Annotated in this window: 24 protein-coding genes; 18 read left to right on the top strand and 6 right to left on the bottom strand. The window is 42.8% G+C overall.

Going from position 1 to position 26060, the window contains the following annotated elements:
• The first annotated feature begins 97 nt into the window (after positions 1 to 97).
• The 4 genes from JFC10_RS06305 (at position 98) to JFC10_RS06320 (ending at position 3533) form a co-directional block, all read left to right on the top strand.
• Positions 98 to 820 (top strand): YoaK family protein, encoded by a 723-nt coding sequence (locus JFC10_RS06305; protein WP_198332139.1) that lies wholly within the window; start codon positions 98 to 100, stop codon positions 818 to 820.
• Between the two features lie 240 nt (positions 821 to 1060).
• On the top strand, positions 1061 to 1774 hold the full coding sequence (locus JFC10_RS06310; protein ID WP_198332140.1) for a pirin family protein: 714 nt from the start codon (positions 1061 to 1063) through the stop codon (positions 1772 to 1774).
• A gap of 46 nt (positions 1775 to 1820) precedes the next feature.
• Positions 1821 to 2768 (top strand): pirin family protein, encoded by a 948-nt coding sequence (locus JFC10_RS06315; protein WP_198332141.1) that lies wholly within the window; start codon positions 1821 to 1823, stop codon positions 2766 to 2768.
• Between the two features lie 153 nt (positions 2769 to 2921).
• Positions 2922 to 3533 (top strand): nitroreductase family protein, encoded by a 612-nt coding sequence (locus tag JFC10_RS06320; protein ID WP_198332142.1) that lies wholly within the window; start codon positions 2922 to 2924, stop codon positions 3531 to 3533.
• A gap of 145 nt (positions 3534 to 3678) precedes the next feature.
• Here JFC10_RS06320 and JFC10_RS06325 read toward each other — a convergent pair whose 3' ends face one another.
• From JFC10_RS06325 to nadR, 3 genes are all read right to left on the bottom strand, one after another.
• The gene (locus tag JFC10_RS06325; protein WP_198332143.1) at positions 3679 to 4131 is read right to left on the bottom strand and encodes an Mpo1 family 2-hydroxy fatty acid dioxygenase; all 453 of its coding nucleotides are present in this window, start codon (positions 4129 to 4131) and stop codon (positions 3679 to 3681) included.
• A gap of 183 nt (positions 4132 to 4314) precedes the next feature.
• Positions 4315 to 5046, bottom strand: coding sequence for a nicotinamide riboside transporter PnuC (gene pnuC / locus JFC10_RS06330; RefSeq protein WP_198332144.1), 732 nt, complete (start codon positions 5044 to 5046; stop codon positions 4315 to 4317).
• Positions 5047 to 5144: 98 nt separating this feature from the next.
• Positions 5145 to 6185, bottom strand: a complete 1041-nt coding sequence (gene nadR, locus JFC10_RS06335) for a multifunctional transcriptional regulator/nicotinamide-nucleotide adenylyltransferase/ribosylnicotinamide kinase NadR (RefSeq protein ID WP_198332145.1) — start codon at positions 6183 to 6185, stop codon at positions 5145 to 5147.
• Positions 6186 to 6750: 565 nt separating this feature from the next.
• Here nadR and JFC10_RS06340 point away from each other — a divergent pair.
• The 4 genes from JFC10_RS06340 to JFC10_RS06355 all read left to right on the top strand — a co-directional run bounded on the left by JFC10_RS06340 (position 6751) and on the right by JFC10_RS06355 (position 11116).
• Positions 6751 to 6963, top strand: a complete 213-nt coding sequence (locus JFC10_RS06340) for a PspC domain-containing protein (protein WP_198332146.1) — start codon at positions 6751 to 6753, stop codon at positions 6961 to 6963.
• A 494-nt stretch (positions 6964 to 7457) separates the two neighbouring features.
• On the top strand, positions 7458 to 8438 hold the full coding sequence (gene glyQ, locus JFC10_RS06345; protein WP_198332180.1) for a glycine--tRNA ligase subunit alpha: 981 nt from the start codon (positions 7458 to 7460) through the stop codon (positions 8436 to 8438).
• 9 nt (positions 8439 to 8447) lie between these two features.
• Positions 8448 to 10565: a glycine--tRNA ligase subunit beta gene (gene glyS, locus JFC10_RS06350; protein ID WP_198332147.1), complete on the top strand. Its 2118-nt coding sequence runs from the start codon at positions 8448 to 8450 to the stop codon at positions 10563 to 10565.
• Between the two features lie 254 nt (positions 10566 to 10819).
• Complete coding sequence (locus JFC10_RS06355) at positions 10820 to 11116, top strand: hypothetical protein (protein WP_227685944.1); 297 nt, start codon at positions 10820 to 10822, stop codon at positions 11114 to 11116.
• A gap of 82 nt (positions 11117 to 11198) precedes the next feature.
• Here the strand turns inward: JFC10_RS06355 and JFC10_RS06360 are convergent, their stop codons facing one another.
• Positions 11199 to 11630, bottom strand: coding sequence for a cell division protein ZapA (locus JFC10_RS06360; RefSeq protein WP_198332148.1), 432 nt, complete (start codon positions 11628 to 11630; stop codon positions 11199 to 11201).
• Positions 11631 to 11731: 101 nt separating this feature from the next.
• A complete protein-coding gene (locus tag JFC10_RS06365; RefSeq protein ID WP_198332149.1) occupies positions 11732 to 12172 on the bottom strand; it encodes a hypothetical protein in 441 nt (146 codons plus the stop codon).
• 232 nt (positions 12173 to 12404) lie between these two features.
• On the opposite strand from JFC10_RS06365, the gene JFC10_RS06370 reads away from it, so the two are divergent.
• The 7 genes from JFC10_RS06370 to JFC10_RS06400 all read left to right on the top strand — a co-directional run bounded on the left by JFC10_RS06370 (position 12405) and on the right by JFC10_RS06400 (position 19108).
• Positions 12405 to 13058, top strand: a complete 654-nt coding sequence (locus JFC10_RS06370) for a UPF0149 family protein (protein WP_193012483.1) — start codon at positions 12405 to 12407, stop codon at positions 13056 to 13058.
• Positions 13059 to 13136: 78 nt separating this feature from the next.
• A complete protein-coding gene (locus JFC10_RS06375) occupies positions 13137 to 13619 on the top strand; it encodes a nucleoside deaminase (protein WP_198332150.1) in 483 nt (160 codons plus the stop codon).
• 34 nt (positions 13620 to 13653) lie between these two features.
• Positions 13654 to 14907 carry an acetylornithine deacetylase gene (gene argE / locus JFC10_RS06380; RefSeq protein ID WP_227685943.1) on the top strand — a complete coding sequence of 418 codons (1254 nt, stop codon included), beginning with the start codon at positions 13654 to 13656 and terminating at the stop codon, positions 14905 to 14907.
• Between the two features lie 136 nt (positions 14908 to 15043).
• A complete protein-coding gene (locus tag JFC10_RS06385; protein WP_198332151.1) occupies positions 15044 to 15772 on the top strand; it encodes a LysE family translocator in 729 nt (242 codons plus the stop codon).
• 750 nt (positions 15773 to 16522) lie between these two features.
• Positions 16523 to 17737: an RtcB family protein gene (locus JFC10_RS06390; protein WP_198332152.1), complete on the top strand. Its 1215-nt coding sequence runs from the start codon at positions 16523 to 16525 to the stop codon at positions 17735 to 17737.
• A gap of 132 nt (positions 17738 to 17869) precedes the next feature.
• Positions 17870 to 18115 carry a hypothetical protein gene (locus JFC10_RS06395; RefSeq protein ID WP_198332183.1) on the top strand — a complete coding sequence of 82 codons (246 nt, stop codon included), beginning with the start codon at positions 17870 to 17872 and terminating at the stop codon, positions 18113 to 18115.
• Between the two features lie 153 nt (positions 18116 to 18268).
• Positions 18269 to 19108, top strand: a complete 840-nt coding sequence (locus tag JFC10_RS06400; protein ID WP_198332153.1) for an SDR family oxidoreductase — start codon at positions 18269 to 18271, stop codon at positions 19106 to 19108.
• A 197-nt stretch (positions 19109 to 19305) separates the two neighbouring features.
• On the opposite strand, the gene miaB is transcribed toward JFC10_RS06400, so the two are convergent.
• Positions 19306 to 20796, bottom strand: coding sequence for a tRNA (N6-isopentenyl adenosine(37)-C2)-methylthiotransferase MiaB (gene miaB, locus JFC10_RS06405; protein WP_198332154.1), 1491 nt, complete (start codon positions 20794 to 20796; stop codon positions 19306 to 19308).
• Between the two features lie 387 nt (positions 20797 to 21183).
• Between miaB and JFC10_RS06410 the strand changes: the two genes are divergently transcribed.
• From JFC10_RS06410 to JFC10_RS06420, 3 genes are all read left to right on the top strand, one after another.
• Positions 21184 to 23322, top strand: coding sequence for a lytic transglycosylase domain-containing protein (locus JFC10_RS06410; protein ID WP_198332155.1), 2139 nt, complete (start codon positions 21184 to 21186; stop codon positions 23320 to 23322).
• A gap of 576 nt (positions 23323 to 23898) precedes the next feature.
• Positions 23899 to 24531 carry a ribonuclease T2 gene (locus JFC10_RS06415; protein WP_227685941.1) on the top strand — a complete coding sequence of 211 codons (633 nt, stop codon included), beginning with the start codon at positions 23899 to 23901 and terminating at the stop codon, positions 24529 to 24531.
• A gap of 385 nt (positions 24532 to 24916) precedes the next feature.
• Entirely contained in the window at positions 24917 to 25906 is a 990-nt protein-coding gene (locus JFC10_RS06420; protein ID WP_173936711.1) for a malate dehydrogenase, read from the top strand.
• The last annotated feature ends 154 nt before the right edge of the window (positions 25907 to 26060 follow it).

The following is a 26060-nucleotide window of genomic DNA, read 5'->3' on the forward strand; positions in this document are numbered from 1 at the left end:
ATCATTAGTCATTGCGCTCGAGTTATTTGGCGGTATCGCCATACTGTAAACAGCTAAGAAAACAATAATTAAGATATATTGAGGGCAACTAATAATTATGACAACTCAAAATCACAGTGCTACCAATGAGCAGTTACCGAGCTTTTGGCAGCGTTATCAGACGCCAGTGTTATTGACGGTGGTCGGCGGCGCCATTGATACCATTGGTTTTATTACCCTGTTTGGGTTCTTTACGGCACATGTCACGGGGAACTTAGTAATGGCAGGCAGTGGTTTGGTCAACGGTGAGGATGGTCTGTGGATTAAACTGGCTGCTCTGCCGCTATTCGTTTTGACTGTCATGGTGACCAAGACTTGTATTGATAGAAGTCAAAAGCCTGTATTAATTCTGAGTCACTTGTTCTTAGCCGAAGCGGCATTTTTGACGGCATTTATGGTCGCTGGTTTGTATTATCAACCTTTTGTCGATGCAGGTGATATCACTGTGGCGATAACGGGCGCTTTGGGCTTGATCGCTTTAGCGATAAGAAATACCGCCAGCAAGACGGTGATTAAGAAGATGAGTCCAACTGTGCTGATGACGGGTAATACGACGCAGCTGGGTATTAATTTAACGGATTATCTGAATAATCGCAGCCCTGAAAATGCTAAAGATCTGGCCCACAGCTCGGTATTGGTTTTTAGCTTTTTAATAGGCGCTTTGGTCGGTGCGCTTCTGTATCTTAAACTGAGCTTTTGGGCGGTAGGCTTGTTTATATTGCCAGTGCTATATCTATCAGTGATGGCGCGTGATAAAGAGTTTCTACAACATATTGCGTAATGGCTTTTGGGCTTACTTATTATTGAGCTTATAAGCTGGATTTATTATGAAATCAATGGTGATGGTGTCACTATTTAACGCTATGTTTATCATGCTATTGTTCTGAAAATTAGAATAGTTAATTGCATTTATCATTGTTTATCTATTAGCAGACAACAATTATAATAGACCCATTGTTTAAGTAAATTAATTAATAATAAATTTACAAAAATTTAACTTATTAATATCTAAGGATAAATTATGCAAACTGTCTATCATGCAGCAGATTCTCGTGGCGATGCCAACCATGGCTGGCTCAAAAGCAAGCATACCTTTAGTTTCGCCAACTATCATAATCCAGACCGTATGGGTTTTGGCGCTCTACGTGTCATCAACGACGATTTCGTCATCGGTGGTCAAGGCTTTGGAAAACATTCCCATCGTGATATGGAAATCATTAGTATTCCTTTGTCTGGTAGGCTCGGTCACGGCGATAACATCGGTAATAATGGCATTATCGAAACGGGTGAAATCCAAGTCATGTCAGCAGGTACTGGTATCACGCACAGTGAAATGAACGGCGATAACGAAGAAGCGGTAAAATTTTTACAGATTTGGGTGATCCCCAATAAAATGAACGTTGAGCCACGCTATCAGCAAGTACGCATCGATGAAATCATGCAGCCGAATGGATTTCATCAAGTATTGTCGCCAAACGCTGACGATGCAGGTGTGTGGATTCATCAAAATTCTTGGTTTAGCATGGGCGATTTTGATGAAGGTGTGACTGAGACGTATCAGTTAAAAGACCCTAGTAACGGCGTTTATATCTTTGTTATTAGCGGTAAAATCGTTGTAAACGGTAACATTTTAGATACCCGAGATGGGCTTGGTGTTTGCGATACTAAGAACTTTACGATGGACGTAGAAGAAGATGCTAGGGTGCTATTGATGGAAGTTCCAATGAGCTTTTAATTGTCATGAGCAATAAGTTTCAGCATCACATAATAAGAGATGAATCATGAGTATCGAAACTCTAGAGCCACGGTTGGCAGAGGTAGGCGGCATACCAATTGCCCGTTTGTTGCCCAATACTGGCAAAAAGCCAATCGGTGCGTGGTGTTTTTTGGATCACGCTGGTCCTGCTGAGTTTGGTGAAGATGAGACAGGCATGCAAGTCGGTCGCCATCCACATACTAACCTGCAAACTTTTAGCTGGATGTTAAGTGGCGAAGTCCTGCACAAAGACAGCTTAGGTAATGAGCAAGTTATTATCAAAAATCAAGTCAATGTCATGACAGCGGGTACAGGTCTGACCCAAGGCATCAGTCATACCGAACAAAGCGTTTTTCCAGATACGGGTGGCTCAGTAGATGCGGCACGCGGTCTGAGCATGTTACAGCTGTGGATAGCACTACCGACGGATCAGAAAATCGAGCGTAGCTTCCACCATTATCCTGAGCTACCAACGTGGACAGAGGATAGTGTCGAGATGATTCTGACGACGGGCAGCTATAATAGCCTATCAGGTAAGCGTTACGAAGCACCGACCATCCAGTATTCACAAATGGTGGGTATCGATGTGTACTTCATTGAGGACGGTGAGGTCATTCTCAACTTAGAGCCAAATTTTGAATACGGTATCTTGGTTACAGAAGGTCAGATCGTATCTGAAGGCAAGGTTTGCGCACAAGATCAGCTATTTCGCTTCAGTGATAGCGATGTTGCGAACAATAAAAGTATCAAGCTGGTTGCCAAAAAAGGTACGCGAGTGGTGTTTATCGGTGGTGAGCCGTTGAATAACCAAGTACTACTGTGGTGGAATTTTGTCGCGGACAATAAAGCAGAGATTGAGCAGTCAATCAGTGATTGGAATAACGGTCATGAGCGTTTTGGTAATGTAGACTCTGATATGAAGCGTTTACCAGCACCAGAATTACCGCAAGGTTTTAAGGGTGGAAGCCGTTAGACATTGTCTATGAACGCAGTTTTTAAAGGTTCATCTATCATCAATTTTGTGGACGAAACCAAAGTATGGGATTAGTTGGATTACTCCCATACTCGTTAATCATCCATATTAACCGCAGTTAAACAATCAATATTAATAACGTGGAGAAACACTATGTCAGATCTAAAAACATTACAGCAATTGGCTGAAAAACGTCGTTCTATCTATGCATTGAGCAATCAATTACCTGTCTCAAATGACGAAATCGTCAAGCTGGTTGAGCATGCTGTTTTGCATACGCCATCATCATTTAACTCACAATCGACGCGTGTCGTGGTACTGTTCGGCGATGACCACAATAAGCTGTGGCAAATTACTGAAGATACGTTACGCGGTATCGTTGATAATGAAGAGCAATTTGCTGCAACCAAACAAAAAATCGCTGGCTTTAAAGCAGGAGCAGGTACCGTGATGTTCTTTGAAGATCACAGTGTGGTTCGAGACATGCAAGCTGCTGCGCCTTTGTATGCGGACAAGTTTCCAATCTGGGCACATCAGACTAATGCTATGCACCAGTATGTCATCTGGACCGCGTTGGCCAGTATTGATGTTGGCGCCAACTTACAGCATTACAATCCAATCATTGATAAAGCAGTGGCTAGTACCTGGAATATTGATGAACATTGGGAACTGAATGCCCAAATGGTATTTGGTGCTATCGAGCAACCAGCAGGTGATAAAGCGTTCAAGCCAATTGAAGATCGTATGCAAGTATTTGGTAAATAGATTTTTTTGATAGTTTAATATCAAAAGCAGCCCTCAACTGATTGTTGAGGGCTGCTTTTTTTGGTAAAAATTAATTTTAGACAGTAGTTTTTTAGATACTAAGCTTAACGATACTAAGCTTAAAAATAACATCAATAATGAATAGTTAGGCTTGGCTTTGTTTACGACCCATCACGCTATTAGCCACCCATGCTGGACCAATTAATAAGAACTGTAAGTCTTCAAAAAATGAGGGTTTTTTGCCTTCAATTTTATGACCGATGAATTGTCCAATCCAAGCAACTATAAAAATAGCCGCCCAAATCTTAAAGCCCCATGGGAATAATGTCATTACTGACAAGCAAATGAGAATAAACATGCCCATCGCTAAAAATAACGGCGTGGATAGACGCATATAAAACAATAACACCAAAGCGCTCATCACTAAGGTAAACCAGACTGATAGCGACATGCCCATGCCTAACAAGCTGACAAATATAGTGGGAACGCATAGCCAGTGGATTTTTTTATTGACTAGGTTTTGATGACTGACAGAATATTCACTAAGCCATTGCTCAAGTGTGCGTTTAGACAATCGCTTTTGCTGAGTACGAGACATACTAACCTCCGTGTTAGTCCATAAATTGAGAAATCTCTCCCATCAGTTTTAGCATTAATTGAGCCAGTCCACCACATTATCTGATAGACGGCACAGTCAAAACTTATAGCGCTATCAATATACTCGAGTTGGTCAATTTTATCCTTTTAATCTGTCAGTACTTACAGCAATGCAAAACAACCGTTAACCTTGTTCACTGCGCTGCCATTCATACAGACCAATAAAGGCATTTATTTGATATATCATGGTTTGAATGGCAAAAATGTAATTGCCTGACATTAGGTTGACGATGAGCCAGACAAAGTTAACAATAATCCATAACCACCAATTAAATGAATAGCGCAAAATCATCGCGGCTTGTGCAGTAATGGAGAGGACAAAAGCAATGACGTTGATCCAAAAGAAGGAGATAAATCCTAAGAATTTACTGTTATCATCTTCAACCACTGCATAGCCATAGCTAGCGAGTAAATTATTTACCGTGGGGAAAAGTGCAAGACCGATAATAATAAAGGCGGCGGTAATCAACCAAACAGCTTTGCTAGCGGCCTTTGGTATCATGTCGCCATCAGGATCGGTATGTTTTGACCAATAAAAAATACCGTAGACATGGGTGAAAAAGTTAAAGAGTGGTGCGAGCATCAAACCGACTGCACCAGACGTCGCCTGCACGACGACTTCTCCCGCAGTTGCTGCCATTCCCAACCCGTTACCCATGACGTTTTTGCGAAATGACAGCGAAACCACACAGACCAAACCAACGAAAGATACGCCCAGATAAAACATATCAAGCGTGGTGTGTTCTGTCGTGAGCCAAAAACCTGTGGATAATGCAATCACCCCGCAAATGAACCAGATGACAATCCATTGCATCGCCCATTTTCCAGTAATATTATCTAATAGCTGAATACGCATAAAGCCTTTTTCCTTAAAGTATTAAAACTATAATGGGTTCTTATTTTGTTTTTTAATATCATATTATTCTTGTATTATCGCTATTTTTACCATGCTGCCTATTTACCATAAACATACTGATCGATAAGCAGCAGTGCTTGCTGATAGCGCGCATCGTAATCTGGCTGGTCAATCATGTGCGGTTTGATATCATGACGAGCGAAAATATCGACGAGACGTCGTTCAAAGCGTCCGCGCGCCTCAGGAGTGCCCAATGAGCGCATGCCGTCATTAACCCACGGCGTATTGTTATCTAGCATAATGGTATGATCTAAGCGAAACTCATCGATACAAGCCGCCACAAAAGGATGGCTGCGACCTTCGTACTCTTCACAAAACGCTTGAGTGGTCACAAAATCGGTATCAACAATGGTGACAGGAGCCGTCGCGTTAGCCGCCGCATCTCTTATAGCTTGAGCATGCTGGAGGGCAATGGGACCATAGTCGTTATATTGTAGGCCGACTTCACTACCGCCCAAATCTGTGCCGACATATAAACGTCCCATCTCTAAAGCAAAGCTGGCACCATAATAATTGGCCAGTTTATGCACCAATGTCGTCTTACCTGAGCTTTCACCGCCGACAATCGCAACCGTTTTGGTATAGTCGCCGCGTGCTTGGGGATGAATGGCTGACCAATGCGCGACCGGATTATGAGCAATGGCATAAGAATCAAACTCAGGTTGTAGCGGGGTCGTGACGACTGGTATCGATAATTGCTTATAAACATCACTCTGCGCCAATGGGTGGTTTTCTGCGACAAACAATACCGTCTCTGCTGGTAAGTCGAGCGCTGCCGTTAAACGTTGTAGTTTGGCATTGCTGGCGGGAATGTTGATTGTCACATCAACAAAGCTATCATGCAGCGGCAGCTCAATCTCATGGGTGGTATGAATTTGGATAAATGGCAAATCAGCACACGCCATCTGTAGCCAACGAGCTTTGTCTTGCAAAGTAATGGTAAAGTCTGGATGCGGTGCTGGATGGGCCATAATGATAATATGCAAGGTTTTCGCTTGTCCTGCCGCAGCCAATATACTGCGCATTTGACCTAAATGTAATGGCTCAAAATGTCCAATCATCAATCCTGACTCGTACATAGCTTTCCTTTATTTTTATTTGTGCTTCATTGCACTAAGTTTTATAGGTAGATTTCTAAAATAGAAGCGGTTTATCAGCATGGTATAAAGGTTTAAGCGGATTTACAGGTAGGTTATTGTAAATAGGTGTTTTTTTATAAGACTTTTTTCTGATAAAAATATCACCAAGTTATTAATTTAACTGTGATTGTTTGAATTTTTTACCATTTATGAAGTTACATCTATAACAATGTTTATGTGCTGACAATGGCTAAATATTGAATTTGTAACAAGCGTTGTAATGTGGCAGCAACAAACCTAATTTTGAAACATTTTGAAATAATTATTTAAAATCAGCAGTTTACGAGGTTTTATGACAGATTAGGGCAAGCTTAAGTAGCATAAACTCACAAAGTACTTCTATACCTTCAACAGATAAATATTTAATAGTTGCTATAATTATTCATAAGTTAAGAGGGCTAAATATCTTCATGACTACAATCAGAAAAAAAGCATAAAAAATAGAAGAACAAACGAAAATAACAGAAGTTTAAACAATAATAGAAATGATAGAGAGGTATTTGATTTGGCTAAATTAGCAAAACTACATCGCTCACAGAATAATCGCATGATAGCAGGTGTGATGGGCGGCATTGCCGAATACGTTGGTTGGTCACCGACTTGGGTGAGAGTATTATTCGTGATTATCTCATCTTTGAGTGCTGCAGTACCTGGCATCTTAATTTATATAGTCTTATGGATAATCATGCCAAAAGCAACCAGTGCATCCTATCAATAAGATTGTTTCATATTTTATAGCAGTATTTTTAACAGCAGTACCATTTTGACAGTGCTATTTTGATAGTAATACTATCAAAATCCACTTAGATTAAATTTGTATCAAAAGAAAAGAACAGCAGTTCAACTAAAAAACAAAAAGCCTGACTCATCAGGATACCAAAGACATACCTTTCCTCCTGCCCAGATGCTCGCGCATTTGGGTATTTTTTTATCTGCTACTTTTGTGCCCTTTATTGCAGCAGTTTGATTATAAATGAGCCTTATAACGACTCGTTTTGGTCTGCAGCATAAATTTAGTTGATGTAAATATAGATAAAATAGTCAATTTTTAGTAAGGTGAGCAGGCAAATAGAGTCGTTGCCAAATAGGCTATACGAGTGCTATCAAAACTTTATTTATTCATATTCATTTCACAGTGGCTTTACTATGAAAACCCAAACTATGACATCCCAAGCGACAACCCCGATGATACAAGACACAGACCCTCAACCGATGACATTTCAAGATTTAATTCTGACTCTACAGAATTATTGGGCTGATAAGGGCTGCGTTATCTTGCAGCCTTATGATATGGAAGTCGGCGCGGGTACTTTTCATACCGCGACATTTTTACGCTCGTTAGGTCCTGAGCGTTGGAATGCTGCTTATGTGCAGCCATCACGTCGTCCAACTGATGGTCGTTACGGTGACAACCCCAACCGCTTGCAGCATTATTATCAGTTTCAGGTGGTGCTAAAGCCCAATCCACCTAATATCCAAGAGTTGTATTTAGACTCATTAAGAGCCATTGGTATTGACCCATTGGTGCATGATGTGCGTTTCGTTGAAGATAACTGGGAGTCGCCAACGCTGGGTGCGTGGGGGCTGGGCTGGGAAATCTGGCTCAACGGTATGGAAGTGACGCAGTTTACCTATTTCCAGCAAGTAGGCGGTATTGAGTGTTTCCCAGTCACTGGCGAAATCACTTATGGTCTTGAGCGATTAGCCATGTACGTGCAGGGTGTCGATAGCGTTTATGATTTGGTCTGGGCAGATGGTGAGTTTGGTCGTGTCACGTATGGCGATGTCTTTCATCAAAACGAAGTTGAGCAGTCTACCTATAACTTTGAGCACGCTGATGTGCCGATGATGGGTCAGATGTTTGATTTCTACGAGCAGCAAGCGGATAAATTGGTTGCCGAAGGTTTGCCATTACCTGCCTATGAGATGGTACTAAAAGCCTCACATGCTTTTAACTTGCTCGATGCTCGCGGTGCGATTTCAGTGACTGAACGTCAGCGCTTTATCCTACGCGTACGTACGCTAGCACGAAAAGTGGCCATTGGTTATGTTGAAGCACGCGCTAAGCTGGGCTTCCCATTAGCAGATGAGGCGCATCGTCAAGCGGCGCTCGATAAGTATTTGCCAAAAGAAGACACTGACATGGCAATTGAAGAATCAAATACAAACCAATCAACTAACAATAATAAATAGGAGCATCCCATGAGTACTATTCTATTTGAACTGGGGTGTGAAGAGCTACCTCCAAAAAGCCTAAAGCCACTACGTGACGCGCTACAAGCAAGTGTCATTGAACAGTTAAATGAAGCAGAAATTAGCTTCGATAGCATCAAAGCCTTTGCTGCACCGCGTCGTTTGGCGCTTCAGATTCAGGGCATTAGTGATAAGCAGCCGGATCGCAGTGAGCAAAAACGCGGCCCTGCGATTAAAGCCGCGTTTGATGCAGATGGTAATCCAACACGTGCGGCGATGGGTTTTGCTAAAGGATTGGGCATCGACGCCAGCGAGTTGATAACTATTAACACCGATAAAGGTGATTATGTCGGTTATGAGCAAGTCATTCATGGTCAAGCAACCACTGAACTGTTACCTGCTATTTTTCAGACTGCACTAGACAATCTACCGATTGCTAAGCGTATGCGTTCAGGTGCCAGCCGCAATGAATTTGTGCGTCCAGTACAGTGGGCAGTGTTGATGCAAGATAGCACCGTCATTGATGCGACCATTCAGGGGCATCAGACAGGCACGCAAACTCGTGGTCATCGCTTCCATAGTCCTAATTATCATGAGATTGCGCACGCCAATGATTATGAGCAACTGCTTGACAGTTTAAAAGTCGTGGCTGATTTTGATAAGCGCCAAATGCTGATCAAAAATCAAGTCAAAGCGCTAGCAGATGAAGTCAATTCTGATGCCATCGTGCCGCAAGATTTGTTGGATGAAGTCACCGCATTGGTTGATTTCCCCATTGCACTACGAGCAAGCTTTGAGCCGCGTTTTTTACAAGTACCGCAAGAAGCGCTTATCTCTACCATGCAAGCGGATCAGAAGTATTTTTGCTTAACCGATAAAACTGGCAAGCTACAGCCTTACTTTATTTTTATTACCAACATTGAATCAAAAGACCCTAATCAAATTATTGAAGGTAATGAGAAAGTCGTACGTCCACGTTTGGCGGATGCCGAGTTTTTCTTCTTACAAGACCAGAAGCAGCCATTGTTTGCGCTGACAGAAAGCCTCAAAACTCGCGTTTTCCAAGACAAGCTGGGTACGATTTGGGAAAAATCTGACCGTATTGCTAAGCTTGCCGCCTTTATTGCCGCCTTGATGCAACAGCAGGGTCAGCAGATTGATATCGATGAAACGGTGCGTGCGGGTATTTTATCCAAAGCCGATTTGGCCAGCTCATTGGTCGGTGAATATCCTGAATTACAAGGTATTGCAGGCACTTATTATGCGCGTTTGAATAATGAGCCAGAAGCAGTTGCGGCAAGTTTAGAAGAGCAATATTTACCTAAGTTCAGCGGTGATGTATTACCACAGACGCCGATCGGTATTTGCTTAGCATTAGCCGACCGTTTAGATACGCTCGTCGGTATTTTTGCGATTGATCAAGCACCGACGGGTTCGAAAGACCCATTCAGCTTACGCCGCTCAGCCATTGGTATTCTGCGTATCTTGATCGAAAAGCAATTGCCAATTAATCTGGTGGCATTGGTTGAGCAAGCGATTAAAGGTTATAGCACACAAAGTGCTGTAAAGTTTTTCGTGGATGGAAATAGTATAGATTTTAGTATGGGAACTACCCGTACCCAAGTCATGGCATTCTTAAACTCGCGCTATCGTGCGATGTATACTGAGCAAGGCGTGAGCGTTGATACCATTCAGGCAGTGCAAGCGATTAACCCGCATATGCCGCTTGATTTTGATCAGCGTATTCGCGCGGTACAAGCCTTTAGCGAATTGTCACAAGCTTCAATGCTTGCTGATTCAAACAAGCGTGTTGCCAATATATTGGCCAAATCAGAAGTGAGTGTCGCTGATAATGTCGATGAAGCGTTATTATCTGAGCCTGCCGAGCAAGGTTTATACGCAAGTGTAATACAAGCGCAGACGGCGGTTAAACCGCTGCTAGAGCAAGCGGATTACACACAAGTATTGCAAACACTTGCTAGCTTAGATGAGCCGTTGACGCAATTCTTTGATAATGTGATGGTCAACAGTGAAGACGCCGCCCTCAAAAACAACCGCTTAGCGTTACTTAAGCAAGTACGCGCATTGTTCTTAACTGTGGCTGATATCAGTGAGCTGCAGCTATAGTTTCACCAATATAGATCGCTCACTTTATTGTTTTCTGTTTAATATAAAAACTGGCCCGCTATGGCCAGTTTTTTACGCCGTATCATGGCATTTATTGATAAGTTACCATGGGAATTGGATAGTCAATTAACTCGCTCAAGCATATTACTATCGTCAGTATTGATGGTTAAGTTATACTGTCCAGACGTATTGAATAATCCGCCAAGTGGCTTTTATCATTCATAGCGCTTACTCATATTCAAAGGAGCACTGCCGTGTTTGCTGTTATCATTATCATCATCGTTATTTGGATAGTAATGTGGGGGTTTTATAAATTTATGTACCCGCGTGCGCCCAAAAGTATGATGCCAAAAAAAGGTGATGTGATCACACCGCGTCAGTGCAACTTTTGTGGCAACAGCTTGGCTGAATACCGCGGCGTCCTTGAAACTAAGCCCAACTTGGCTGCAAGTAGTGATAGTGCTATTGGCGAAAACCAAGCATTATTCTTTTGCAATTATGAACATCAAGCAGACTTTCATGCAGGTAAGGTTTATAACCCTGACGTATAAATAATTAGATTATGGCTTGGGTATAAAAAAGCGCTTGGCTCATCAGAGCAAAGCGCTTATTGTTTCGTCGCCTAATACAGGCTTATAAAACAGACTGTGCGTCTTTCATAATTTTATTTAATAGAGCTTCAGATTGTTTGTCTTGCTGTAGCCGATCTTCATCGCTTCTTTGATTGGTGTGTATTTTTTCATACAAATTTAAGCAGCACAGTACCAAGATGCTTTCTTGACTGAGGCTTGGCGCGTCCCGTTTAAGATCTAGCGCATGGTTATTGATATAAGAGACGGCTGAGAGTAGCTCTTCTTGTTCGTGTACTGGACAATAAATAGGATAGGTGACACCAGCAATTGCGATATCTACTTTTTTGATTTGTGGTTCAGGGATAGTGGTTTTCACAGTAGTACTCGGTGTGTTTGAGCCAGTTGCAGCGACTGGTTGTGGTTTAGAGCCAATATTCTGCTGCTGGCTATTTTGTGGCTGTTTTTCTATAGAGTTTTTGTGGTCATCGGTCATGATAAATCCTACAATGTCTGGTCAGTGAAATGAGTGATATCAGATTTTACGAGTAGTGTTGGGCAGTTAAATAAGTAATATGTCCTTATTGCCATCACTGATCAGCCTTCTACTTGATCGATGTGGGTTAAGCGTTTTAATACGACTTGTGTACGCTCTGCTGCCAATTGATTCTTTTTCTGCAGCTCACTGTTTTGCTGTTTAATATCGCTATATTGCTGCTTCAATTCATTGTTTTGTTGCTCTAACTGGCTGTTTTGTTGTTGTAATTGGCTGACCTGTTTTTGCAGTTTGTCTTGCTCTTCACCGATCATATGATGCGCTTCTGCGAGACTTTGGTAGCGCTTGTCGAGATCGTTCAATTGTTTTTTGGCACCATCACGTTCGCTATGGCTAGTGTTGAGCTTGGCTCTTATTGCCGCAAGCTCCTGAGGGTCGCTAACAGGGTGTTGTTTGAGGCTGCTAAGTTCAGCACTGACAAGCTGATACTGTTTTTTTATGTCGAGTACCATTTTTTCTAATATTCTAAGTTGATCATACATAGTCAGTTTTTATCCTTAACAAGTAAGCGTGAATGAATTTTGTTCTCTGCGTTTAATAATGCCATAGGTGACCGCATAATATCTATATCAACAAAGTAATTACCTATATTAGGGGTTGTTTGTTTATTTTTATGAGCCATGGTTTGATTGATAATATCAAGCGATGTCTCACACCTATTTTATCCTTCTATTTTTATTTTTTAAGCAATAATCAATTACTAGGACATCTATTATGAATGACAATATCTCTGGCTGGAATACATGGCTGACTGCTTTTGATGACTGGACTGACGTGTCTATCAGTGAAGTGCATGGCCTGATGACAGGGCTGATGACGGCCTGTAACGCGCCTGATGAAGCAACATGGGCGAAGGTGTTTGAAGAGCTCAGTTTTGCGCCTTTACCCGATGAGGCATTGACTCTGTTAACAGAAGAAGCGGAAGACACTGTTTTTCAGCTTAAAGATAAAGACGATGCTTATTCTTACACGCCATTAGTGCCAGATGATGAACATGATTTGTACGAGCGCGTGATGGCATTGAAACAGTGGGCAAATGGTTTTATGACGGGTTTTGGTATTACCGACTGTGGTCTGAGTGGCGATGAAAATGAGATGCTGTCTGATTTGGCTAAAATCGGTGGTATTCGATTAGAAGATGACGAAAACTTTGAAGGTGGCGAAGAGTCTTATCTGCATATTTATGAGTTTGCGCGCATGGTGCCAGTGAGCTTTGCTACCCGCAAGCGTAAACCTGTTAAAGATATTGCCCTGATTGCTGGACTGGCTATCGATGCCAAAACCAGCAAAGAGCTACAGGCAGAAGGTAAGTTACCAAAGCCAATGCCGCCAGTCGTCGATGCGATGAATCAAAACCGTCCTTCATAATAAAGACGCCATCGTAAATGCTTTGATATGGGTTAATATTCAACACGTCCTAGAATGAATTGATAAAAGGAGATGGAGATGATCACTGACAATGATATGATATATTTGCGCCGCTGCGTAGAGCTTGCTACTGAAGCGCTAGCGGCGGGCGATGAGCCATTTGGTAGTGTATTGGTTGATGGCGATGGTCAGGTGCTACATGAAGATCGTAATCGTGCTAATACCGTCGATGCAACTTACCATCCTGAAATTGCTGTTGCAAAGTGGGCCGCAGAGAATATGACTACGGACGCGCGTACAAAAGCGGTGGTTTATACCTCAGGTGAGCACTGTGCTATGTGCTCAGCTGCGCATGCGTGGGCAGGTCTGGGTCGTATCATCTACGTTAGCTCATCAAAACAGCTTGGCGAGTGGATGGAGGAGATGGGCGTGACGTCAACATCGCCAATCAACTCATTAAGTATTCAAGAAGTAGCGCCAAACATACCAATACAAGGTCCGATTGCAGGATTAGATGAAGAGATCAAGGCATTGCAGCGGCGCTCATTTAAAAAACAGTAACCTTTTTTATCATATATCGTGATAAGGATATTTTATGATCCAAGATACTAATGATACAGCTAGTAGTGATAACGTTAGCAATGACAAGCAGTTCAACAATACTGAGCATCCCAAACACAGCCTCGATTGGCTAACGCGCCTTATTGCCTTTGATACGGTCAGTCGACACTCCAATCTAGTTTTGATTAACGATGTAAAAGCGTACTGTGAGCAATTGGGTTTAACGGTAGATCTGACCTTTAACGAGGCTAAAACCAAGGCCAACTTGTTTGTGACGGTACCCGCTGGCGAAAATGCCGATATCGTGAATAACGGTCTGGTATTATCTGGTCACACTGACGTCGTGCCAGTCGATGGGCAAGCATGGACATCAGAGCCGTTTGCAGCAACGATTCGTGGTGACAAGCTATATGGACGCGGTGCTTGTGATATGAAAGGTTTTATCGCGTGTGCGCTAACGATGTTGCCGCAAGCGGTGCAGTTGTCGAACAGCGGTCAGCTGCGTCGCCCATTGCACTTGGCTTTGTCGTTCGATGAAGAGGTAGGTTGTTTGGGTGCGCCATTAATTTTGGCAGACTTGAAAGCGCGTGGTATCACGCCTGATTATTGCATCGTGGGTGAGCCGACTAATATGGCGATGGTGGTCGCGCACAAAGGCATCGCGGTTTATCGTTGCCGTGTCCATGGCAAATCAGCGCATTCTTCGTTGATTGCTCAAGGGGTCAATGCAATCAGCTATGCAAGCAAATTGGTGGGCTATGTCGATATGCTTGCCGAAGAGCTCAGTACGAGAAACGATAACGATGCATTGTTTACGGTACCTTATTCAACATTGTCAGTAGGTACGATACACGGCGGCACAGCCACCAATATCGTGCCTAACCTGTGCGAGTTCACCTTTGACTACCGCAACCTGCCGCACATGACGCAAGACGATATACTAGCGCCTATTCAAGCAAAAGTCGCTGAGCTAAATGCGCAAATGCAAGCACGTGCGCCTGAGACGGGCATCGAGCTGATGCAAGAAGAAAGCGTTCCTGCCATGACGGATAATGACAGCGCTGAGCTACAGTCATTGATAGCTGCGCTGACTGGTGACGATGAGCGTCATAAAGTCGCTTATGCGACGGAAGGTGGTCAGTTTACCAATGCAGGTATCCCAACCATCATTTGTGGCCCTGGTAGTATTGAACAGGCACACAAAGCCGATGAGTATGTTGAATTGATTGAAATTGAACGTTGTGATGCGTTTTTGCAGAAATTGCTAACCAGCTGCACCATTAAATAGTCTATAAAAATGCCGAACATATGTATATAATATAAGTAAGTATAAAAAATACCGTCTTAATGGCGGTATTTCTTTTTTTGGCGATATGGCTATTAGTATAAGAACCATTCATATATAACAAAGTAGGGGTTAGCTGATGTCTTGGCATCTGTTTGCAGTGTTTTTCGCAAGTACGTTTTTGATTTCCGCGACCCCAGGTCCCAATATGCTACTGGCGTTCCAGTACGGCATGAACTATGGCGTGAAGCGGACATTATGGACGCTGGCAGGTCTAAGCCTTGGACTGTTTGTTTTGTTACTATCAACGCTGCTTGGACTGGATGTGATCAGTCGGCAGTCGCCTTGGCTGCTCACGATCATCAAAGCCGTGGGTGCGGCATACTTGATTTATTTGGGTATCAGCTCATGGCGTGATGCTGGCGATGGCAGCTTGATGAGCGATGCTAAAGAGTTAAGTGCAGAGGTGGAAGCTGACTATACTGCCTCTGAGCGCGCACCTACTACACCGCAGCCACGTTCGCTCTCTAGCGCTGCCGTGCAAGTAGGTCCCAGTAATCTTACTTTGTTTCGTACCGGTGTTTGGGTATCTCTATCCAACCCAAAAGCTATTTTGTTTTTCGCGGCTTTTTTTCCCAAGTTTATTAATTTTAGTGCGCCACTATGGCCGCAATATATCTTATTGACGATAGGTTTATTTTTAAGCGAAACCATTTGGCAGATCGTATATACGCTAGGTGGTACAAAACTGGCAAGCTGGCTTGATGTAGGTAATCGTTTAGCGTGGCTCAATCGCGGTTGCGGCGTTATCTTTATAATAATTGCAGCAGCTTTGTTGGCAGACGTTATAAAAGGTTTTACCATTTAAAAAAACAGTAATCCTATTTATATTTTATATATTAAATAATAATTATTTTAAAGACGACTTAAATTAATAGTTGACAATATTTTTTAAATCGTTATTATTACATCATTGATTTATAGTCTTGCTATAGATTTTTAATAAATCTGCTACTGTCGCCCTGACATTAGCCACAACCTATGGAGGAATCATCGTGTCCTATATAACTATAAAGACGTTTTTAAAGACTGAATGTATGAAAATAATGACAACAATGAAGACTTCGAAAAGGTTTGGCTAAGTTTATATATAGCTATTGAGTGATGTTCTATCTATTAATATCAATAAATAGCCTCCTATATATACTCGCTCCATCCTTCTTCTAAATCTTCTATGTCAAAATAGCGATGCGATAGTGCTAATTGGTTTCGCGCTCGCTGCTGTCTGTTTATCTAACATTCTGCTTTACCTTTATTACCAAAAAATGAGTCACGCTATTAACTTAGCAACTATATATCTGTGCGTATAATATTTATGCCCTCATTTTTGGTATAGAAAGACTCTTCTTTAAAACGTCCATAATAAATTAGCCATAACTTTTTATTGATTTTTAATTAATAAAGAGACGGTATTTTATTGCCTATAATATTTTATTTATCAATTAATTTTCTTATTAAACATCGTGTTTATTTAAGACGGATAACTGTGTCTAAAAAATATTAATAGGCGAATTAAAAAATATATGGCTTTAAAATAAAAGAATGGAAATAAAAAATAATGAGCATTCAATTAACGTTAAATAAAAGTGGCAAGCATGGCGTGCCTGTCAAAATCTATACCTCAGATGTCGAGCAAGGCGCGATTCAGCAATTACGTAACTTGGCGCAGCTAGAGTTTGTACACTCGCATATTGCGGTCATGCCTGATGTGCATGTTGGCAAAGGCGCAACCGTTGGCAGTGTGATTCCGACCAAGTCTGCTATCATTCCTGCGGCGGTCGGTGTGGATATCGGCTGCGGTATGAACGCCGTGCGCTTATCCCTCACCGCAAGTGATTTACCTGATAGCTTAAGGTCATTACGTTCAGTAGTAGAGCAACAAGTGCCTGTTGGTTTTAACATGCACAAGCAAATCCAAGCGAAAAACTCAACGCTTGATCCGTTAGACAAACGCCTAAAGCCAGTTACCGATAAACATCCGGGCTTGCTTAAAATGCTTAAAGGTTTTGAGCGTACGTGGGCGAAGCAGCTGGGTACACTTGGCGGTGGCAATCATTTTATCGAGATGTGCTTAGATGAAAACCAAGATGTTTGGGTAATGCTGCATTCTGGCAGTCGTGGCATTGGTAACTGTATCGGTCGCTACTTTATTAATCTGGCCAAAAAAGAACGTCAATCGCGCTTTGGTCATGTGCCCGATCGGGATTTGTCGTATTTTGCCCAAGGGTCTGATAGCTTTGCTGATTATGTCGAGGCGGTCGGCTGGGCGCAGGATTACGCGCTAGAAAATCGCCGTGAAATGATGCGTTTGGTGATTAAGGCGCTGCAATCACCGCAAGCAGGATTACCACGATTCCAGCTGACCAAAGAAGCTATCAATTGCCATCATAACTACGTCAATGAAGAGGTGCATTTTGGCGAGCAAGTTTATGTCACTCGTAAAGGCGCAATTAGTGCTTATGCAGGTGAACTTGGCATTATCCCCGGCTCTATGGGTGCAAAATCTTTTATCGTTCGTGGTCTAGGCGCGGCAGAGTCGTTTTGCTCCTGCTCACATGGGGCAGGGCGACAAATGAGCCGAGGTAAAGCCATACGAGCGTTCACCGTTGATGAGCTAAAAGCGCAGACTGATGGCATTGAATGTCGTAAAGACAAGGGCGTTATCGATGAGATACCCGGTGCTTATAAAGACATTGATGAAGTGATGGCCAATCAAACGGACTTGGTCGAAGTGGTGCATACGCTAAAACAAGTCATGTGTATTAAGGGCTAATACCAAGCCTGCAAATCCTCTTAGCATCGTTAAACTTGCTTAATGTACTGGATGTACAATTTGCGCTCGTTTTCCTCGCTAATAGGGTTTTCGGCATTGGTATCTAAGAAGAATTACAGAATAGGTAACAATATGAGCTTAAAACAAACCTTAAAAAAGGCCAAGAAAATTGAACAAGCATTAGAGCGCCAAAATGATTCTGACAATAGTTTGAGTCAACAAACACTAGGCGTAGTGAAGCCTCGTAATTACTTGGCGCTTGATCCACTATTAAGAAAGGGCGGTATTCATGAAAAAGAGGATATCGATATCGTCCGAAAAAAGCGCCGTCGCGAAACTAAGCAGCAGTTACGGCAGACGGACTGGTTGTCAGAGTAGCGATCATGCATTCTTAGTTTAAATGGTTTGGGTGGCAAGGCCATTCAAACCACGACACTAAATAAGAAAACTGAGAGCGCGAGTTTCTATGATTGGGTATCCAAGTAAAGTAGTACCTAAGATCAAGATTTAACAGACATAAAGGAGCGTTCTATGAGATTGCTTAATAAAGTTGCATTAGTTACGGGTTCAGCACAAGGCATTGGTAAGGCGATTGCTGAGCTTTTTGTAAAAGAAGGGGCAACGGTCATATTCAGTGATATCCATGATGATAAAGGGATTCAAGCTTGCGATGATATTAATATCAAGCGTCAACAATGGCGTGAGTCAAAACCAGCAGAATATATGCATCTGGATGTCTCAAACGAGAGCGATTGGCAAAAAGCCGAGCAGTATATTCAACAAAGCTATCACGGGTTAGATATTGTCGTAAACAATGCTGGTATTACTGGATTTTTAGAGACCACAGGTGCTCATGATCCTGAACACTTAGATATGGCAAGTTGGCACAAGGTACATCAAGTGAACCTAGATGGCGTGGCTTTAGGGTGTAAGGCGGCGATCGCTTTGATGAAAAATCGTCCAACGGATAAAAACAGCACATCGAGTATCATCAATATATCCTCTCGCTCAGGTATGGTCGGTATTCCTTTAGCGGCAGCTTATGCCTCAAGTAAAGCTGGCGTTAGAAATCATAGTAAATCAGTCGCCTTATACTGTGCGCAAAAGGGCTATGATATTCGCTGTAATTCCATCCATCCCGCCGCTATCTATACGCCGATGTGGGATGCGATGTTGGGAGAAGGCGATGCGCGTGAAGACGCTATTAAAGCCATTAGCAAGGATATTCCGCTCGGTTATATGGGTGATGTCATGGATGTGGCTTATGCGGCACTCTATTTGGCCAGTGATGAGTCAAAATACGTGACTGGCACTGAGCTAACGATTGATGGTGGCATTCTGGCAGGGAGTACGGCTGCTCCTAATGGCTAAAATTAATGAAACGCTAAAAATGATTTTGTACTACTGGAAGATTATGATAGAGACTACCTCAGAAGTAACCAGCAAATAATGAGTAGTCTTCTCAGACCGATCATTATTAGACGCTCACAAAAAAGCCGTTCGCTATTATAGTGAACGGCTTTTTCTTATTGACTCATAGCTACTTTTGAGTAGCTGCTTTCTAACAGTTACGCCAATACTTCGATTAGCTCACCTTTCACCATGTGCGGGCTGACAAAATCAGTAATACGTACGCTTACAAGTTTACCTAACATCTCATCCATTTTGTCTTCGTCATAAGTGAACATGACCGTACGAGTGTTATCCGCAGTGCCGATTAGGCAGTCAGGATGACGATTGGCGATTTGCTCGACCAATACACGAGTGGTGGTGCCGACCATCTCATGAGTTTTCGCAAGTGTCGAGTCGATAATAACTTTTTGGAACTCCGCCAACCGCGCTTTTTTAGTTGTGAAGCTCACATCATCTGGTAGCTCTGCTGCTGGCGTGCCTGGACGCTTAGAATAGATGAAACTGTAAGAGTGATCGAAGTTCAATTCTTTTGCCAAGTTCAAGGTATCTTGGAAATCTTGATCCGTCTCACCAGGGAAACCAATGATAAAGTCGCTCGACAAGTGAATATCTGGACGAATGGCTTTAAGCTTATTGATCTGATCAATATAAACATCGATGGTGTGATTGCGTTTCATCGCTGCCAAGATAGCATTTGAGCCGCTCTGAACAGGTAGATGTAAATGCGATACCAGCTCTGGCAATTGTGCATACGCGTCAATGATATCATCTGTGAACTCAAGTGGATGACTGGTCGTATAACGAATACGCTCCACACCATCAACGTGTGATACATAATGCAATAGCTCAGCGAAACGGCAAATACTGCCGTCGTCTTTTTCGCCGCGATAGCCGTTCACGTTTTGACCTAATAGGTTGATTTCACGGATACCTTGAGCGGCAAGACTATCAATCTCTGCCAACACATCATCAAGCGGGCGTGACAATTCTTCACCGCGGGTATAAGGAACCACACAAAATGAGCAATATTTTGAGCAGCCTTCCATGATAGAGACAAAGGCCTTATAGCCTTCTACTCTTGGTTCTGGCAAAAAATCAAACTTTTCAATACTAGGGAATGACACATCAATCGTACCGATACGATTTTTAGGCGCGATTTCACGCTGCTCATTTGATTGATCATATAGTTCTGGCAAACGATGCAAAGTCTGCGGACCAAATACCATATCAACATAAGGCGCGCGCTTTTGAATATTATCACCTTCTTGTGAGGCCACACAGCCACCAACGCCGATGACAAGGTCAGGACGTTTTTCTTTTAGCTTGCGCCAGCGACCCAACTCTGAAAAGACTTTCTCTTGTGCTTTTTCGCGGATAGAGCAGGTATTCATCAGCAGTACATCGGCTTCATCGATATCGTGTGTGACTTCCATACCGTGTGAATCACCGAGCACATCCAGCATTTTGCCAGAATCATAGACGTTCATCTGACAGCCCTGCGTGGTGACAAAGACTTTCTTCGTCGCTGTTTTGACAGGTGCTTGGGCTGAACTTGATTCTTTGAGTGCAGTGAGAGCAGGTGCAGTAGCGGTTGTTTCAGCGACAGCAGTGTCATCGATGCGGGGATTAAATACAGTAACACTCATAAGGATAAGTCCATGATTGACTAAAAATATAGCGTGATAGGTGATTAACAGGTGGCGTATTTTATCACAACCCTGTGACAATGTGAAAAATTAGCACAGACGATGAGTCAGTAATATAGTAAATAATTCGTAACAGTATCAATTGTTTACTGCTGATAGCAACGCATTTGGCAAAAATTATGGCTTGCTATCACTTCTATGTTACACCGTGCTATCGTATTTATTAACAAAAGGTAAAGGTGATGGTTGAAAGTGCAACGAGTATAGTATGATGAATGCAACCATATTAGCGCGATTGATTACATCGCGATTTACGCCGTTTTGGCATTGTTATTCTAAATATATTATTTAGCCAAATCATTTGGACACATTACAAAGAGAGTCAGTATGACAAAGCCGCAGGTTGCTCATAGCATCAAGGATAGAGAGTTTATTAAGCAAAATGAAGATGCAAAACGATTGAAAGCAAGGACGCTACGAGTAAGTGCGTTGAGTTTGGCGACGGCAGTAAGTGCGCTAGGATTGTCGCAAGTGGCTTGTGCAGAGCTGACGTGGGGTGAAGAGGACAGTTATCAGCAAGAAGATAGCTATCAACAAAACAGTAGTTATCAGCCAGACAACGGTGTGAGCTCATTTACAGCAGCGGCAATTGCGGCAGATCGCGGTGATGTCAGTGCCCTATACAATTATGAGCAAGCAATGAGTGGCGGTTTGTTTGCCATGTATCCAACTTATTGGCGGATGAATTTAGATCTTAATTCGCAAAGTTCGGCGGCTGTATCACAGTTTGTGCGTCAATATCCAAATACCGTGATGGCAGAAAAACTAGTGGCTGATTTTGCTGAGACCAAAGCAGGCTCCAATGATTACGCCTCAGTACGCCAAGTCGCGAATTTGATTACCAATGCGGATGCCAGTGAGCGCTGTGCGGTTGCGCTTGGGTTTAATAATGGTGGTGACACCATGCGGGCTATGGCAGCCAAGTCTGAGGTTTGGTTGACGACCAAAAAGCAGCCCGCCTTGTGTGACCAGCTCGCGATGGAGATGAATAATAACGCGCTAATTAGCAATCAGGATCGCGCGGCTCGGCTCAAACGTATGCTACGTAAAGGCAAAACGGGCGACATTATGGCATTGTCATCACGTTTAGGAACGCCCATTGCTTATTCAGCATTGAGTGAGATTCAACTGAATCCGTCTGCCTTTTTTAGCCGTTTTAGTCAAGAGCCTGCTAGTCAAAACAATCAATACCTATATCTATATGCCATGGGGCGCGTTGCTGACAAGTCTTACCGTGAGGCTGCATTACAGTTGGATTTTGATATTAAGCAAGACAATCAGCGTTCAGTTAAGCTGTTGAATGCTGAGACCCGTCGCTATGCGTATCGTATCCTTGGCGTGCAACGTATGAATCATAATACTGATGATGGCTTTAATGCTGAGGCGGTCGACTGGTTCCGCAATAGCTTAGACGAAGACTTTAATTTTGAAGAAGCTGAAGACTATGCCATGGCAGCGATTCGCTTTAGCCGCTGGGATGATGTGGTCGAAGCCATCGCAAAAATGGATGTTGAAACCCAAAAGAGTGACCAGTGGCAATATTGGTTGGCTCGCGCTTATGAGCAATCAAGCGATGCTAACAAGCGTAATACTGCTAAAAAAATGTATCAAAACTTGGCAAAGAATAATGACTATTATGGCTTAATGGCAAAAGATAAAGTGGGTCAGCGCTTCGATGCCAGTCGTTTGGGTGGTAGTAATTTACCAAATGTCAGTACCGCAGATCGTGCACGTGTTATGCAAGATGCCAACTTTGCGCGTGCTTTTGCTTTATATAATGCCGACGCCAGCCGTGCCTATGCCAATCGTGAATGGAACTGGGCGGTAAAGCAGGCGCGTGACAAGCGTGATAACAACTTGATTATTGCCGCCGCTCGTCAAGCCTATGATATGGGCTGGCTCGACCGAGCAATTTATGCCGTTGATAACACCGATAGAGTAGACAGCTTGGCGTTATCACATCCGATGCCGCATCAAGATGCAGTCGTACGTTATAGTCAGTCTGCAGGTATCGATCCTGCTTGGGCTTATGGCATCATGCGTCAAGAAAGTCGTTTTGTTACATCAGCACGCTCAAATGTTGGTGCCAGTGGTCTGATGCAGGTGATGCCTGATACGGCGAAATATATTGCTCGTAACTTAGGTGAGACTTATAGTGCCAGCCGTGCCAATAGTGGCGATACAAATATCCGCTATGGTACATGGTATATGGGTGATATTTTTGGCAAGCTAAACAGTCAGCCTGTGTTGGCAACGGCTGGCTATAATGCCGGTCCGAACAATGCCAAGCGTTGGCAACCAGCATATGGTTCGCTCGCAGCCGACCAGTACGTCGAGTCGATCGCCTTTCCTGAAACCCGTAATTACGTCAAGCACGTGATGGAAAATGCCACCATTTATAGCAGTCTATTAGGTCGTAGTCAGCCTATTAGTCAGCGTATGGGAACGATACCTGCCTCGTTCTAAAATGCTAATGTATAAACCACAAAAACCATTAATGAGCAATCATTAATGGTTTTTTATATGTTGTTTTTTACAGTGTAATCAAAGCTGGCTTTGCCTTAACGCGATGTTCAATTCAATGATAATGGCATGCTAACGCTGCGATATTTTCGTATTGTTGATGCTATCCTTAGCTTATGTTTACGTTTCTGCTATAGATTAAAAAAAACGTTTTGCTACCATTGCATCAATTAGTGTCTTTAATACGTGCTTATAATAAGTGCTTATCAATCAATGCACACATCTTTGTTAGCTCTATTCTTAGTTTCATCAGTGTTTATACGTCGAACGCTATGATCTAAGCGATAGCCCATGTTTTTATCATTGCTAGATGCCTTCAGCCCTATGATCAAAAAATATTTCAAACTGTCCATATTATCCAAAGTTAGGCATCAGTCATCTATTCAGCAGATGCAGGTGCGCTCGCTATCTAATCTGACATCAGATTTAAATCAATCGAAAAAACACTCAGTGACTAAAACTGTCAAGTGTTTGGGTCAATACTATGCAAGCTCGATAACTAATAAACCTATGGGCAAAATGAATACGACGCTAAGTATCGGTGCATTCGTGATGTTGCAAGGCATGATACTGATGCCCGTACATGCCGCGAGCGCTGTCAAAAGCGGACAGCGTGTGTTGATGATTGAGATGACACCAGCATTGTGTAGCATACAGCCGACACGTGCTCGCATGCGTCAATGCTTGGAGGGTTACTCCTTGACAGTATCAGGTCTAGATATGGGATATGGTGAGCGCTGCGGACGCGGTAGCGAGCCACGTCTGACACCGCTTCAATTAAAAGTCGTCAACCGTGTCATGCCTGATACGACAGTGCGTAGTCAAGCTTGGCAGCGTCATGGGGCTTGTAGTCCACTCAGTGCCAGTAGTTATTTTCGCCAGATTACCAATTACGCTAGCGCATTAAAGCTACCAAATGAGCTTAATACGGGTAACAGTTATACGGTGTCTAAATCTCGATTTATCAGTCAAATGACCCAGCTTAATAGTGGTATGTCCTCAAACAGTATTGATTTGATTTGCCAAGCGGGCAGTCGTCGTCAATCAACATTGACTGAGATTCATATTTGTTATGAAGGTAGCGAATTTGGCACATGTCATAATGTTGTGGATAATTGTGGCAGTAAATTCATCATTTCAGGTGGAAAGTAGTTTTTTACCACCTTTTCAAACGTCTTTTATCAGTATTTGCTGACCTTCTTTACGATATTTATAAGCAGCGATTTCTAGCAATATTCGCTTATTTTAAGTGCCATATCATTGTATATAACGCTTCTAAATGTTGTTATCAGCTGCCTTTTATTACTTTCTAGCACTGTATCCGTATAGGTTTATAGTGGGTATAAAACTCCTTCCGTATAAAATGTAACAATATAATCGGTGGTCGGCGTCTTATTGTCTCTAGACGATTTGCTGAACGAAGTGCTACACTAGCTCTCGGTTTATGACTGCTATATTCAGTAGGCAAGTCGCTATCTACAACGATAGTCATCAATTAGAATCATGAATTATCTAATCTATAATTAGGGAGTATTCAATGTCAATGAAACAGCCTTTACGTGTTGCCGTCACTGGTGCCGCTGGTAATATCAGCTATGCTATGTTATTTCGTATTGCATCTGGCGAGATGCTAGGTAAAGATCAGCCAGTTATTTTGCAATTGCTTGAAATCGCTCCAGCACTTGACGCCCTAAAGGGTGTAGTCATGGAATTAGAAGACTGTGCATTCCCTTTATTAGCGGGTATCGTTCAAACTGATGATGCGACCGTTGCATTCAAAGATGTTGACTATGCTCTGCTAGTCGGTTCACGTCCTCGTGGTCCAGGTATGGAACGTAAAGATTTGCTAGAAGCCAACGCTGCGATTTTCTCAGCGCAAGGTAAAGCATTGAATGACGTTGCAAGCCGTGACGTAAAAGTATTGGTTGTTGGTAACCCTGCCAACACCAACGCCCTTATCGCTCAGCGTAATGCACCAGATCTTGATCCACGCAACTTTACTGCGATGACTCGTTTAGACCATAACCGTGCCATGGCGCAGTTGGCTGGCAAAACTGACAGCACAGTAAATGACGTGAAGAAAATGATCATCTGGGGTAACCATTCATCAACTCAGTATCCTGATCTGACTGCTGCTACTGTCAACGGTAAGCCTGCGTTAGATTTGGTTGATCGCGAATGGTACGAAGCGACTTATATCCCAGAAGTACAACAACGTGGCGCAGCTATCATTAAAGCCCGTGGTGCATCATCTGCCGCTTCTGCTGCCAATGCTGCTATTGCACACGTACGTACATGGGCATTGGGTACTGATGAGAACGATTGGGTATCAATGGGCGTTTATTCAAACGGCGAATACGGTATTGCAAAAGGCTTGATCTACTCATTCCCATGCACATGCACTAACGGCGACTGGTCTATCGTAGACGGCGTTGATGTGTCATCAGATTTCTCTAAAGAGAAAATGGCAGCGACTGAGCAAGAGCTTAGCGAAGAACGTGATGCGGTAGCTCATTTACTACCATAAGCAGCCAATGTAATAATGTCATAAAGCTGTTATATAGAAATTGTTCTAAAAAAGCCCTCTAATGTAGAGGGCCTTTTTGTGTGTCTTGCATGCCTATTAATACAATTGATAACGTTAGATACACGTTGATTAACAGCTATTAAAATAAAGCTTG

This window comes from Psychrobacter aquimaris, assembly GCF_016107525.1.
GTDB classification, from domain to species: Bacteria; Pseudomonadota; Gammaproteobacteria; order Pseudomonadales; family Moraxellaceae; genus Psychrobacter; species Psychrobacter aquimaris.

Excerpts from the sequence above, each read along its gene's own strand:
- JFC10_RS06415 (WP_227685941.1), top strand. The coding sequence starts at position 23,899 with ATGAATACGACGCTAAGTATCGGTGCATTCGTGATGTTGCAAGGCATG.
- pnuC (WP_198332144.1), bottom strand. The coding sequence starts at position 5,046 with ATGCGTATTCAGCTATTAGATAATATTACTGGAAAATGGGCGATGCAA.
- JFC10_RS06370 (WP_193012483.1), top strand. The coding sequence starts at position 12,405 with ATGAATGACAATATCTCTGGCTGGAATACATGGCTGACTGCTTTTGAT.
- JFC10_RS06385 (WP_198332151.1), top strand. The coding sequence starts at position 15,044 with ATGTCTTGGCATCTGTTTGCAGTGTTTTTCGCAAGTACGTTTTTGATT.
- JFC10_RS06390 (WP_198332152.1), top strand. The coding sequence starts at position 16,523 with ATGAGCATTCAATTAACGTTAAATAAAAGTGGCAAGCATGGCGTGCCT.
- JFC10_RS06360 (WP_198332148.1), bottom strand. The coding sequence starts at position 11,630 with ATGACCGATGACCACAAAAACTCTATAGAAAAACAGCCACAAAATAGC.
- nadR (WP_198332145.1), bottom strand. The coding sequence starts at position 6,185 with ATGTACGAGTCAGGATTGATGATTGGACATTTTGAGCCATTACATTTA.
- JFC10_RS06315 (WP_198332141.1), top strand. The coding sequence starts at position 1,821 with ATGAGTATCGAAACTCTAGAGCCACGGTTGGCAGAGGTAGGCGGCATA.
- JFC10_RS06310 (WP_198332140.1), top strand. The coding sequence starts at position 1,061 with ATGCAAACTGTCTATCATGCAGCAGATTCTCGTGGCGATGCCAACCAT.
- miaB (WP_198332154.1), bottom strand. The coding sequence starts at position 20,796 with ATGAGTGTTACTGTATTTAATCCCCGCATCGATGACACTGCTGTCGCT.
- glyQ (WP_198332180.1), top strand. The coding sequence starts at position 7,458 with ATGACATTTCAAGATTTAATTCTGACTCTACAGAATTATTGGGCTGAT.
- glyS (WP_198332147.1), top strand. The coding sequence starts at position 8,448 with ATGAGTACTATTCTATTTGAACTGGGGTGTGAAGAGCTACCTCCAAAA.
- JFC10_RS06400 (WP_198332153.1), top strand. The coding sequence starts at position 18,269 with ATGAGATTGCTTAATAAAGTTGCATTAGTTACGGGTTCAGCACAAGGC.
- JFC10_RS06320 (WP_198332142.1), top strand. The coding sequence starts at position 2,922 with ATGTCAGATCTAAAAACATTACAGCAATTGGCTGAAAAACGTCGTTCT.
- JFC10_RS06410 (WP_198332155.1), top strand. The coding sequence starts at position 21,184 with ATGACAAAGCCGCAGGTTGCTCATAGCATCAAGGATAGAGAGTTTATT.
- JFC10_RS06420 (WP_173936711.1), top strand. The coding sequence starts at position 24,917 with ATGTCAATGAAACAGCCTTTACGTGTTGCCGTCACTGGTGCCGCTGGT.
- argE (WP_227685943.1), top strand. The coding sequence starts at position 13,654 with ATGATCCAAGATACTAATGATACAGCTAGTAGTGATAACGTTAGCAAT.
- JFC10_RS06305 (WP_198332139.1), top strand. The coding sequence starts at position 98 with ATGACAACTCAAAATCACAGTGCTACCAATGAGCAGTTACCGAGCTTT.
- JFC10_RS06325 (WP_198332143.1), bottom strand. The coding sequence starts at position 4,131 with ATGTCTCGTACTCAGCAAAAGCGATTGTCTAAACGCACACTTGAGCAA.
- JFC10_RS06365 (WP_198332149.1), bottom strand. The coding sequence starts at position 12,172 with ATGTATGATCAACTTAGAATATTAGAAAAAATGGTACTCGACATAAAA.
- JFC10_RS06395 (WP_198332183.1), top strand. The coding sequence starts at position 17,870 with ATGAGCTTAAAACAAACCTTAAAAAAGGCCAAGAAAATTGAACAAGCA.
- JFC10_RS06375 (WP_198332150.1), top strand. The coding sequence starts at position 13,137 with ATGATCACTGACAATGATATGATATATTTGCGCCGCTGCGTAGAGCTT.